At 74.4% G+C, this 12,453-nt stretch carries 6 protein-coding genes; 5 read left to right on the top strand and 1 reads right to left on the bottom strand.

What is annotated here, in order from left to right:
• The first annotated feature begins 35 nt into the window (after nt 1-35).
• From ACFV9O_RS27025 to ACFV9O_RS27015, 3 genes are all read left to right on the top strand, one after another.
• The gene (locus tag ACFV9O_RS27025; RefSeq protein ID WP_385422156.1) at nt 36-1,562 is read left to right on the top strand and encodes a hypothetical protein; all 1,527 of its coding nucleotides are present in this window, start codon (nt 36-38) and stop codon (nt 1,560-1,562) included.
• A 427-nt stretch (nt 1,563-1,989) separates the two neighbouring features.
• The gene (locus tag ACFV9O_RS27020) at nt 1,990-2,901 is read left to right on the top strand and encodes a hypothetical protein (protein ID WP_385422154.1); all 912 of its coding nucleotides are present in this window, start codon (nt 1,990-1,992) and stop codon (nt 2,899-2,901) included.
• 57 nt (nt 2,902-2,958) lie between these two features.
• Nucleotides 2,959-8,208: a hypothetical protein gene (locus ACFV9O_RS27015; protein ID WP_385422152.1), complete on the top strand. Its 5,250-nt coding sequence runs from the start codon at nt 2,959-2,961 to the stop codon at nt 8,206-8,208.
• 17 nt (nt 8,209-8,225) lie between these two features.
• Here the strand turns inward: ACFV9O_RS27015 and ACFV9O_RS27010 are convergent, their stop codons facing one another.
• Complete coding sequence (locus ACFV9O_RS27010) at nt 8,226-8,642, bottom strand: hypothetical protein (protein ID WP_385422150.1); 417 nt, start codon at nt 8,640-8,642, stop codon at nt 8,226-8,228.
• 464 nt (nt 8,643-9,106) lie between these two features.
• Between ACFV9O_RS27010 and ACFV9O_RS27005 the strand changes: the two genes are divergently transcribed.
• Together ACFV9O_RS27005 and ACFV9O_RS27000 are read left to right on the top strand one after the other, a co-directional pair.
• On the top strand, nt 9,107-12,013 hold the full coding sequence (locus ACFV9O_RS27005) for a nitrate- and nitrite sensing domain-containing protein (RefSeq protein ID WP_385422148.1): 2,907 nt from the start codon (nt 9,107-9,109) through the stop codon (nt 12,011-12,013).
• Complete coding sequence (locus tag ACFV9O_RS27000) at nt 12,010-12,444, top strand: roadblock/LC7 domain-containing protein (protein ID WP_385422146.1); 435 nt, start codon at nt 12,010-12,012, stop codon at nt 12,442-12,444. The genes ACFV9O_RS27005 and ACFV9O_RS27000 overlap by 4 nt, the downstream gene beginning before the upstream one ends.
• Nucleotides 12,445-12,453 lie beyond the last annotated feature (9 nt).

The raw sequence follows: 12,453 nt of genomic DNA, 5'->3' as shown, positions 1-12,453 counted from the left end.
GACCGTTGTCAGTGCGAGGACCTAGTCTGTGCACCGTGACTTCGCCTGCCTCGACGGAATTCGTTCCGCCCCAGCTCAGCGCGGGGCCGCGTCCCGCTCAGGGCCCGGCCGCCGACGAAGGGCTGGCGCGGCGGCTCCGTGCGCTCGCGTGCACCGCGCCGTTGCACGATCTGGACACCCGCAAGGCGAATCTGGCCGGGGAGTACTCGATCTACGCGATGGCCGAAGTCGCCCTCGCCGCCATCGATCTCGTCACGCTCAACATGGACTTCGACACCGGCGCCGACCATGAGCAGATAGTGACGAGACTGCTGCCGCGCATCGCGGCGCAGGCCCCGCGGCGCCCGGTCGCGGAGCACGAGCGCGTCGCCCGCTGGGTGCTCGAGAACCTGATCAATGTGGGCAGCGTCGATCGCGGCTTCCGTGCGGTTTACGGCACTTTTGGCCCCGATGGGGCGTATGTCCGGCGGGACTACGACTTCAAACTCATCGAGGAAGTGCCGGGTTACGGCGGCAGCGTCTATCTGCGCACGACGGACGAAGCGGTCAACGTCCTCGTCGGCGCCCTCGACACGGACGTCACCAGCGCGCAGATTGCGGCCGAGGTGAAGCTGGAGGTCCTGATCAGCCGCGGCCGGCTCGCCGACGCCCAGCTCGCCGCCGAGCAGGCCCGCTACCGGACCGTGCAGTACGCGGAGACCCTCCGCAGGACCCTCGAGGCGACCCGGCGCAACGTCCGCGCCGTCGACTGGCTCAACGCCGTGCCCGACATGATCGCCGAGGCGCTCGACCACGTGGCCGACCGCTACCGCCACGAGAACGCGATCCTGACGAACATCCGCAAGGCCCGCGACGAGGCCGAGGACCCCGAGCACAAGCGGCGCGCCGCCGAGCTCGTCGACATCGTCAAGGACTGCATCCGCCGCCACACCCAGCTCCAGTCCCGCCTCCTGGAGGCAGGCCCGCTGTTCCGCGCGGAGCAGGACCGGCAGGCCTTCGCCGCGCCCGCCGCCCGCTCCGGGATCGACCTGTACGGGCACCTCGTCGCACCGCTGCTGCCGCTGCCCGTCGGGCAGGCCATCCATGTCACGGACGCGTTCTTCGCGCACGGCACCGGCCTGCGCACCCCCGCGTCCGTGCGCGTCGGCGACCTCGTCGACATGCTGCTGACCCCGCCGGTCGAGCGTGAACACCTGGGCGCGGAAATGCCCGAGCCCGACCTGATCGCGACCCCCGACGACAGCCGCTTCAGCGAGGAACAGCTCGCGAGCGCCATGGAACTGCTCGACCTCGAGCACGACGCGCCCCGCCGCCTCTCCGGCCTCCTCGCCGAGGCCCGCCGCCGCGACCCGGACCTTCCCTACCTGGTCGCGCTCCTCGCCGTCCACGCGGCGAGCCCCCCGGTCGGCACGGCCTACCGTCAGGGCGAACAGCGCCTGCTCTTCGCCGTCGACGACGGCACCGAACTGGACGACCCCGAGTTCGGCGGCGCCGACCTGATCGTCGGCACGGCCCTGCTGGACGCGGCGGGCATGGCCGCGGACCGTACGGAGGCGGCATGAGCGGGCGCCAGGGTGCCGGTGCCGCCGACGGCCGCACCGCGCCGACGTCCCGCCACACACAGCGGCCTGCCCTCGCCCCGGCGGCCACCTGTCGACGGACAGCCGAGTCGGCTGTGACAGGGCCGGGCCGTCGCAGCACGTGTGGCCGGCGACCGAGGCCCGCCTGCGGCAGCCGCCGCGCGCCGAAGTACGGCGCCACGGTCGAGGGCCCGGTGCAGGCACGCCCCTCGGCCGCCGCGCCCGTGCCCGCCGCCGAGCCGGTGCCCGGCGGCACGCCTCGGCCAGGGACCGCAGCGCGCCGTCCCGGTGGCAGCGCGCGCCCCCGGGGATCCCGCCGCGCGACGGTGCCGACCGCCACATCCCTGTCCGCCCCCGCATCCGCATCCGTACGCGCATCCGAAGAGAACCACCGCAAGGAGCCGCAGCCGTGAGCGACCAGCACGCAGAGCACGCCGGGGCGTGGAGCGAGCCGGGCGCGCCGCAGGGCCCGCCTGCCGGCCCGATGTCCGCGTCCGCCGGGGTCACCCCCGCGGACGCCGCCGACGCCGCACGGCTCGTCTCCTTCGGACTGCAGCCCAAGCTGCTGCCCGCGCGGGACGCCGAATACGCCGACCTCCTGCGGCGCTACCGGGAGGAGCCCGCCTTCGCGCGGCTCGCCGACGCCGTGGCCACCGGCCTCGGACTCGTCGTCCTCGAGGTCTCCCCGCGCGCGGGCATGGCCGTCACCGCAGGCGAGGACTCGGTCTTCGCCGTACGCATGGGCGACTACGCCCGCCGCGCCTCAGCCGACTCCGCGGACCGGTTCCTGCACGGTCTCGCCCATCTCGCCGTCGCCGCCATGGCGTTCCCGCGCCCCGAGGACCTCGCCGACGACGGCTACATCGGCCGCATCACCGTCAACGGAGTCGACGCGTTCGTACGCCAGGCCTGCCGCCGCCTCGAGGAGCGGGCCGAGGAGCAGGGTGACAACACCGACCCGGCATCCGACGCCCCCGGACTGGAGGCCGCCTGGCGGATCTACGCGCGCCGCAGTGCCACGGGCGCGACGAAGGACGCCCGCAGGCTCGCCGGCTCCACCACCGGAATCGTCGGCAAGGCCGTCGCCTTCCTCACCGACTCCGGCTTCCTGCAGCGCACCGGCGACGATGCGGGAGGCGCGTACCGCACCACCGCCCGCTACCAGCTGCAGGTACGTGACATGGCGGGCAGTGCCGCCATGGCCGAGCTGCTGGAACTCGGCGTCGTCCCCGTCACCGACGGCACCGCCACGCTCGTGCCCGCGCCCGACGCCGACGACCTGGAGCTGGCCGCCGACGCCGGCCTGCCCTTCCACGCCTGACCCGCCTGACCGCCGAACCCAGCCGAACCCTGCCGAGAACGACGAGAGCCCCCCGCCATGTACGAGCTGTCCCGGGTCCGCCTCTACTCCATCGGGCCTGCCGGTGCGCGTTACGCCGACACCGTGCTGGACCTGCGCGGAGTCGGCGAGCCCGTGCCCAACCCGGCCCCGATGCAGGCCGAGTTCTTCGAGGAGGAGCCGGTCGGTCCGCCGCGGCGCCCTGCTCCCGCGGGCGTGCTCTTCCTGGAGAACGGCGGCGGCAAGTCCGTCCTGCTCAAGCTGATCTTCTCGGTGATGCTGCCCGGTCACCGCAACACCCTGGGCGGCGCCAGCTCCGGTGTCCTGCGCAAGTTCCTGCTCGCCGAGGACTGTGGCCATGTCGCCCTGGAGTGGCAGCACACCCTCACCGGCGAGCTCGTCGTCGTCGGCAAGGTCAGCGAGTGGCGGGGACGGCAGGTCTCCAACGACCCGCGGAAGTTCGCCGAAGCCTGGTACTCCTTCCGGCCGGGACCGGGGCTGAGCCTCGACTCGCTGCCGGTCGCCGAGTCCACCGCCGTGCGCCCACCGGTCGAGGGCGCATCCGGTGCCCAGGGCCGCCGGCGAACGATGAAGGGCTTCCGGGACGCGATCACCGAGGCGGGCAAGGCGTACCCGCACCTCGAGGTGTACTGGGAGGAGATCCACGACCGCTGGAACGAGCACCTCGGCGACCTCGGGCTCGATCCCGAACTCTTCCGCTACCAGCGCGAGATGAACGCCGACGAGGGCGAGGCCGCCGGTCTCTTCGCCGTCAAGAAGGACTCCGACTTCACCGATCTGCTGCTTCGGGCCGTCACCGACACCCGGGACACGGACGGGCTCGCGGACCTCGTCAGCGGCTTCGGCCACAAGCTGGGCCGCCGCGCCGAACTCATCGCGGAGCGGGACTTCACGGCGGGCTCCGTGGACCTGCTCGGCCGCATCGTGGAAGCGGCCGAGGCGCGGGCACGGGCGCGCGACATCCACGCCGGCGCCGAGCGGCGGACACGTACGCTCGCCCGCAGGCTCTCCGCCCGCGCGGGTGAGGAGCGCGGCCGGGCCGCGGAGCTCGCGCGGCAAGTGACGGCCGCGGCCCGCACCGTGACCGAGGCCGAACAGGCCCGCAGCCGCAGCTCGCTCATCGCCGCCGAACTCGCCTACCGGCACGCGTCGCTGGCGCTCACCGTCGCCGAGAAGGGCGCCGCGGCGCAGCGCCGCGAGCTGACCGACGCGCGCACGCTGCACTCCGCGTGGCAGGCCGCCGAGGCGGTGCTCCGGCACCGCGCGGCCGCCGACCGTTCGGCGCGGGTCGCCGCCGCCATCCGCGAGGCCGAACGGGACGCAGCGCCCGCGCTCGCGGCCCGCGCGAAGGCCGCGGCCGACCTGGTGCGGGCGCTGCACTCCGCCGCCGAGGACGGCGAGCGCGTCGCCAATGAGGAGGAGGAGCGCTCCGCCGCGCTCCAGGCAGCCGGTGAGTCCGCCCACCGCGACGCCACCGCCGCCGCAACAGAGGCCCAGCGCGCCCGCAGCGAGGCCGGGCACCTGCGCCAGCGCCTCGCCGAGGTCGAACAGGAGACCTCGGAGGCCGTCCGAGCGGGCTGGCTCGACGACACCGCGCCCGACGCCGATCCGGCACGCGCCGCCCTCGCCGCGAGCGACGCCGAGAAGACCGCGGTCGCCGCCTGGGACGCGGCCCGCGACAGTGCCCGCACAGCCGCGGACCGCGCCCGCGAGGCCGCTGCCGCGGAGACCCGCGCCGAACTGGCCGCGGCCCGCGCCGCGGACGCCGCCCGGGCCGCGGACCTCGCCTACGAGGCGGAACGCCGCGCCGCCGCCTCCATCGCCGAGTCGGAACGCCTCGCGGAACTCCTGAGCCTCCCCGCGGCCCCTGCCCCTGCCGCGGGTGCGGCCGCCGTCCCGGGCCCGCGCCGGGGCGCCGCTTCCCCGGCGGCCCCGGCCCCGCGCGGCGGCGTCCACGTATCGCTGCCCGGCCCCGCGACCGCCCGCGACTCGGCCCCGCAGGAGGAACCCCGCTCCGCCGGACCCGAGGATCCCCCGGGCGTGGCCGGTGCCCCCGGCGTGGCGGAAGGCCCCGACGGGGGCTCGGGCTCGGTGCCTCCGGGCACTTCGGCTCCGACTGCGGACGCCGCCGGATCCGCCGGGCCTGAGCGCTCACCGGCAGGTACGGAGGTCGCCGCCCCCGGAGCGGCGGGCACTTCCGCCGTGACCCCGGGCGCCGGGGAGCTGGACCACGGCTCGGCCCCGGACGCCGTCCCGACGGAGGCCGCGTCCGGAGACACGCGCGCGGTTGCGGAAGACCCCGCGTCGGCCTCACGGACCCCCGTGTCCGACGCGGACGGCCCCTCCGGCACGGTGGCCGAGGAGGCGCGCGCCGCGGCGTCCGGTGCCGCGGCAGCCCCGCACGCTGCCGCCGGAGGCACCGTGCCCGCCGGGCACCCCGCCCCCGGCCCCGGCGCCGCACCCGCACGCACGGTCGACGGCCCCCTCACCGCCGAGGAACTCGACCGGTACGCCGACGAGTTGCGCGAGCTGCTCGAGCAAGGCGTTGCCGCCGCCGAGCGGCAGCTCTTCGAGCTCAGGACGGCCGCCGCCGACGACGCCCGCATCCTCGGGGCGCTCGGTGACGGCGGGCTGCTGCCGCCAGGGCCCGACGTGCTCGCAACCGTCGAGTACCTGGGTGAGCACGGCATCCCCGCGCTGCCCGGCTGGCGCTATCTCGCCCAGGCCGTCGACCCCGCCGACCACGCCGCCGTCCTCGCCGCGCGGCCGGAGCTCGTGGACGGTGTCGTGATCACCGACCCCGTCTCCTATGCGCGCGCCCGCGACGTGCTGGCAGGGGCCGCGCTGCTGCCGCGTTCCGCGGTCGCCGTCGGTACGGCCGCGGCGCTGCTCGCACCCGTACCCGGGCCGGGCACCGGAAGCGGCGGCGATGTGTTCCTCGTACCGCCGAACCCGGCGATGCACGACGAGCACGCCGCGGACGAGGAACGGCAGGCACTCCGCGCCCGGGCCGCCGCGCGGGACGAGGAGATCAGGATCCTCGCGGACCGGCTCGCGGGCGACCGCTCCCTTGCCGCGCGCATCGGATCCTGGCGCGCCGACTGCCCGCCGGGCATGCTCGCCGAGCTCGCAGACGCGGCGCGCACCGCACAGCACACCGCAGAGGCCGCAGAAGAAGCGCTCGCCGAGGCCCGTGCGGTACGGGCCGAGGCCGACGAGGCCGCGGCCGACACCGCATGCGTGCGCGACGAGCGGCAGGAGGCCGCCCAGCGCGCCCGCCGCGCCGCCGACGCGCTCGCCGGACTGGCCTTCCGCCTCCGGGAGCGGGCCGGCTGGCAGGCGAAACTGCGCGAACTCGCCGACGAGGCGGCCGAGTCCGAGGCCCGCGCGACCTCCTGCCTGGAGCGCGCGCGAGCCGCCGACGAGGACCGCCGCGCCGCCCAGCGCGCCGCCGACGACGCCCGCCGCACCGCCCGCGCGCTCCGCGCCGAACGGGCCGAGATCGCGGGCGCCCCGGAACAGCTGCCGGAGCCCGACGGCGCAGCCCCCGCGGCACCGCGCGCCTCGCTGCCCGCCCTGCGCGAGGCGTACCGGGCCGCGTCCCAGCTGTACGAGAAGGTCGGCGTCGGCGCCGACCTGCGCGCCGAACAGGCCCGCGCCGAGAGCGACGAGAGCGCCGCCCTGGGCGAGCTCGACCGCCTCACCAACAAGGTCCGCACCCGCGCGGCCCAGCTCCTCGAAGGCACCGACGGCGCCGACGGCCCGTCCCGCCAGGCCGCCGCCGCCCGCGCCGAGTCACTGGTGCAGCTGCTGGAGTCCCGCGCTTCCGAGGCCAGCGAGAAGCTCGGCCGCCTCCGCGGCGAGGCCGAGCGCCTCGCCCCCGTCGACGGCGACGCCCACACCGAGCTCCCCGAGGAGCTGGTCCCCACCGACGCCGAGCACGCCCAGGTCCGCCTGCGCACGGCGACGGCCGAACTCGCCGCCCGCACCGAGGCGTTGGACACCGCCCGCGCTACCCATGCCGAGCTGCTCCGCGCCCACCGCGCTGCCGAGGACGCGGCAGGCGGCTTCGACGAGACGGCGGCGCTGCTGCGTGACCTGCTCAGGGACCACGCGGAGGAGGAGCAGGAGGCCCCGGAGCCTTATCCGGGCACCCTGGAGGAGGCCCGGCACTTGGCGGCCGAGGCCCGCCGTTCGCTGCGCGGCTGCGCATCCGACCTGTCCGCGGCCGAAGCCGCCGTGCGCGAGGCGAGCGACGTGCTCGTACGCCACGCCAACGCCACCCGCTACGAGGCGGTACGCACCCCTGCCCGCCAGCAGATCCGCGAACTCCCCGCGGCCGCCCTGCCCGAGCACGCCGCGAAGTGGGCCGAGGCGTTCGCGCCCCGGCTGCGCGTCCTCACCGACGAGCTGGCCCAGCTGGAGCGCAACCGCGACTCCATCGTCGACCGGCTCCGCGGACTGGTGGAGTCCGCGCTCACCACGCTCCGTTCGGCACAGCGGCTGTCCCGGCTGCCCGAGGGGCTCGGCGAGTGGTCAGGACAGGAGTTCCTGCGCATCCGCTTCGAGGAACCGGACCAGGCGAGCCTCGCCGAACGACTCGGAGAGGTCATCGACGAGGCCACCCGCGCCGCCGTGAAGAAGAACTCCGACCTGCGCAGGGACGGCATGTCCCTGCTGCTGCGCGGCGTCCAGGCGGCGCTCCAGCCGAAGGGCGTCGCCGTCGAGATCCTCAAGCCGGACGCGGTGCTGCGCGCCGAGCGCGTCCCGGTCGGGCAGATGGGGGACGTCTTCTCCGGCGGCCAGCTCCTCACCGCCGCGATCGCGCTCTACTGCACGATGGCGGCCCTGCGCAGCAACGACCGCGGCCGCGACAAGCACCGCCACGCCGGCACGCTGTTCCTGGACAACCCCATCGGCCGCGCCAACGCCACGTATCTGCTGGAGCTGCAGCGCGCGGTTTCGGACGCGCTCGGCGTCCAGCTGCTCTACACCACGGGGCTGTTCGACACGACCGCCCTTGCCGAGTTCCCGCTGGTCATCAGGCTGCGCAACGACGCGGACCTGCGGGCGGGCCTGAAGTACATCAGCGTCGAGGAGCATCTGCGCCCCGGGCTGCCCCAGCAGCGTACGGACGGTGAGACCGTGCACGGAGAGATCACCGCGACCCGGATGTTCAGGCGGAGCCCCGACCCGTCGCTCGCGCAGGACCGCCCCGACCCGTCGCTCGCGCAGGACCGCCCCGACCCGTCGGCCGCGGCCCAGTAGGCCAGGGGCACGGGACTTCAGGCCTCCGACAGCCTGCCGCCCGTGCCCCGCCTCCGTATGCGCGCGGCCTCCCGCGCCGCCGCCCGGGCCGTGCGACGGGCCCGCCGCCGCTCGCGCCGCAGCTGCCGCGCCGTACTGCTCGGGACCGAGACCACACCGTGCCGCTGGTTCCACACCTGCCGGGTCACCCAGACGTCCAGCACCGCCCACGTCGCCACGACCGTGCTGCCCACGCTGCTCAGGACCAGCGGGAACGCCAGCCACGAGCCCGTGACGCTGAACAGGAACGCCGTCATCGCCTGAATCAGCGTCACCGCCGTCACGATCACCGCACGCACGGCCGCCGTGCGCACCGGATCTGGCATCCGCCGCCGAACCGCCGGCTCCTCCACCCAGAGCCGCCGCGGCACACCCGTCTCATTCGCCGTACCCATGGTCCGCGTTCACTCCCCACCGCTGTCCGACTGCAGGGTGGCTGCCCGGATTCGGCCCCTTTACGCCGACGCCCGCGCATCACGCACCACGTCAATGCCCCCGGAACCCCTGAAACCCCCGCAACCCCCGGCAGCTCCTGCTCCCCGACTGCTGGTCCCAACTCTTGCTCCCCGTACAGAAAGACGAACAACACGTGTCGAAGATTCCCGCGGAACGAAGAATTCCAGCCATCCGTTCGCCAACGGATCGCCGCCTCCTGCCTGGTGTCCTCTGACACAGGCCGGTGGTCCAACTCCCCGAATACCAGGACAACTCATGATCAACGCAACCTCGCGCGGCCGAAAAACGTCCGGACGTGCCTTCGAGTTGTCAGTGCGTCAGTAGTAGGCTCGCGCCGTTTGTTGACGGAGACCACAAGCGGAATCACCGCCCGCCCACCGCGGGCGCCGATCAGGGGGAGGCCATGCGCTTTCGCGGGAAGTCCATCCGCAGGAAGATCGTGGCGTTGCTGCTCGTGCCGCTGGTGTCCCTCACCGCGCTGTGGGGATTCGCGACCGCGATCACCGGCCAGGAGGCCAAACAGCTCCTGGACGTCGGCTACATCATCGACCGGGTCGGCTATCCCCTGGAGGACACCGTCCGTGTCATCCAGAAGGAACGCCGCCAGACGATGGTCTATCTCGCGGACCCGCGTGCCTCCGACGCCCTGACCACCCTGCGCCGCCACCGCGCGGCCACCGACGCCGCCGTGGCCGAAATCCGAAGGAACGCCGAGGACCCCGGCGTCCGCGACTCCATACGCCCGGACGTCTCGCAGCGGATGAACTCGATCCTCGACGCCCTCGACGGACTCGGCTCGCTGCGCCGCAACGTCGAGCAGAGCGCCATCACCCGCGCCCAGGCCCTCGACTTCTACAACCGGCTCGTCGACCCCTGCTACAGCTTCCTCAACTCCCTCCACGCACTCGAGGACGTGGAACTCGAGAAGCAGGGCCGCGCCCTCGTCGGCGTCGTACGCGCCCGTGAGCTGCTCTCCCGCGAGGACGCGCTCGTGATCTCCGCCCTGATCACGCGCAGGATCACCGCCGAGGAGATCCGCGCGGTCTCCGACCTCGCCGCCAACCGTAAACTCCTGTACGAGACCAGCCTCGAGGTCCTGCCCTCGTCCGAGCGCGACACCCTCGAGAAGTACTGGCGCAGCCCGGACACGCAGCCCCTGCGCGAGGCCGAGGAGAAGCTGATCACCGCGGGCCCCGGCAAGAACCCCCGCGCCGTCGACGCCGGGCGATGGGAGGAACTGGCCACACCGGTCCTGGACGACCTCGCCCGCCAGAGCACCGAGGCGGGCAACCGCTACAAGGACCGCGTCGAGCCCGCCGCGTACGACGTCCTCGTCAAGGCGGGCATCGCCGGCGTCCTCGGCTTCCTCGCCCTGCTGATCTCCCTCGTCGTCTCCGTACACATCGGCCGTGATCTGGCCCGCGCCCTGTCCCGGCTGCGCAAGGAGGCCCACGAGGTCTCCGGGGTCCGCCTGCCCAGCGTCATGCGCCGGCTCGCCGCCGGTGAGACCGTCGACGTCGAGACCGAGGCGCCGCACCTGGAATACGAGAAGGACGAGATCGGCCAGGTCGGCCAGGCCCTCAACACCCTCCAGCGCGCGGCCGTCGAGGCCGCCGTCAAGCAGGCCGACGTGCGCCGCGGCGTGTCCGAGGTCTTCGTGAACCTCGCGCGCCGCAACCAGGTGCTGCTCCACCGCCAGCTCACGCTGCTCGACACGATGGAACGGCGCACGGAGGACACCGAGGAGCTCGCGGACCTGTTCCGGCTCGACCACCTCACCACCCGTATGCGCCGACACGCCGAGGGCCTGGTGATCCTCTCCGGCGCCGCCCCGTCCCGCCAGTGGCGCAAGCCGATCCAGCTGATGGACGTCGTACGGGCCGCGGTCGCCGAGGTCGAGGACTACGAGCGCATCGAGGTCCGCCGCCTGCCGCGCATCGGCGTGGGCGGGCCCGCCGTCGCCGACCTCACCCACCTCATCGCCGAACTGCTGGAGAACGCCACCGTCTTCTCGCCCCCGCACACCGCCGTCCAGGTCCATGGCGAGCGGGTGGCCAACGGCTTCACCCTGGAGATCCACGACCGGGGCCTCGGCATGGCACCCGAGGCGCTCCTCGACGCCAACCTCCGCCTCGCCGAGACCCCCGAGTTCGAGCTCTCCGACACCGACCGGCTCGGCCTGTTCGTGGTCAGCCGGCTCGCCCAGCGGCAGAACGTCCGGGTCTCGCTTCAGCCGTCCCCGTACGGAGGGACCACCGCGGTCGTCTTCATCCCGGCGGCGCTGCTCACCGACGCCCCCGAGACCGAGGGCACCGGCTTCCGGCTCGACCGCAAGAGCGGCCGCGGCGACTGGGACAGGGACCGCGACCGGCGGCGCACCGAGGGCGGCAGGCTCGCCGCGCTGTCGCAGGTCCCCACGGGACTCGGCAGCTCCACCGTGCTCGACGGACCCGTCGAACTGGAGCCCCCGGTCGGCACGCCGGACTTCGACGACCGCCCGGCCATCGTCGCCATCGACACGATCGACTCCATCGGCGCGCTCGACACCACTGCCGACATCGAGGACACGGAGAGCGAGCGGGGCGGACTCTTCCGCGCCCGGGACTTCCTGCGCACGCCCGCCGACGAGCAGCACCCGCAGGCCAACGACCGGGTGCGCGAGCATCCGCGCGACGGCCGGCGCCCGGCGGGGCCCGTTCCGCTGCCCCGCCGGAAGCAGCCGACGCTGGTCAGCGACAACGGCCGCAGGGTGGACGAGCAGGGCCGCGCCCATCCGTCGTCCGGGCGGACCACGGAGGCGCAGCCGGACACCGCGTCTGCATCCGCATCCGCATCCGCATCCGCATCGGCCCGGCCATCGGACCGGATACCGGACGGCCTGCGCCCGGCACCGTCCACGGACCGCGCACTGGGCCCGGCTTCAGGCACGAACACGACCCGGGGCACGGGCACCAACACGACCGCGGCCACCGGCACGAGCCCGACGCCGGGCACGGCCTCGGGCCCGGGCGCAGTGTCCGCCACGGACGGCACGAGCCCCGCCCCCGCCGCGCTCGGCGGCCTGCCGCGGCGCGTGCGCCAGGCCAGCCTGGCCCCACAGCTGCGCGCGGACGCGCCCGGCACCCGCGCCGCCGGCACCCCCGGGGCACCGGCCGGCGAGCCGGACATCGAACGTGACGCGGAAGAAGTACGCGACCGCATGGCCTCGCTGCAACGCGGCTGGCAGCGCGGACGTCTGCAGAACGCCGAGGACACCACCGGCCCCGGCGAAACGGCACAAGGAACCACACCGGAGGGGAACGGTCGATGACCGCACCGAACGCCGCAGCACACGACGCCACCACGAGCGGCGAGCTCAACTGGCTTCTCGACGAGCTGGTCGAGCGGGTCGGCTCCATCCGCAAGGCACTCGTGCTCTCCAGCGACGGCCTCGCGACCGGCTCGTCCAAGGACCTCACCCGGGAGGACGGAGAACATCTCGCCGCCGTCGCCTCCGGGTTCCACAGCCTGGCCAAGGGCGTGGGCCGCCACTTCGACGCGGGACGCGTGCGGCAGACCGTCGTCGAGCTCGACGACGCCTTCCTCTTCGTCACCGCGGCGGGCGACGGGAGCTGCCTCGCCGTACTGTCCGACGCCGACTCCGACGTCGGACAGGTCGCGTACGAGATGACGCTGATGGTCAAGCGGGTGGGCGTCCACCTCGCCACGGCACCACGGACCGGGCTGACCTCCGGAGGGTGAGTGGAATGG

This window comes from Streptomyces sp. NPDC059909 (genome assembly GCF_042730885.1).
Taxonomy (GTDB): Bacteria; Actinomycetota; Actinomycetes; order Streptomycetales; family Streptomycetaceae; genus Streptomyces.
The sequence above is the reverse complement of the archived record's forward strand: the minus strand, read 5'-3'. Positions and strand labels throughout refer to the sequence as shown.

Bases quoted from the DNA above. Each gene is read 5' to 3' on its own strand.
- ACFV9O_RS27005 (WP_385422148.1), top strand. From the start codon at position 9,107: ATGCGCTTTCGCGGGAAGTCCATCCGCAGGAAGATCGTGGCGTTGCTG.
- ACFV9O_RS27015 (WP_385422152.1), top strand. From the start codon at position 2,959: ATGTACGAGCTGTCCCGGGTCCGCCTCTACTCCATCGGGCCTGCCGGT.
- ACFV9O_RS27010 (WP_385422150.1), bottom strand. From the start codon at position 8,642: ATGGGTACGGCGAATGAGACGGGTGTGCCGCGGCGGCTCTGGGTGGAG.
- ACFV9O_RS27000 (WP_385422146.1), top strand. From the start codon at position 12,010: ATGACCGCACCGAACGCCGCAGCACACGACGCCACCACGAGCGGCGAG.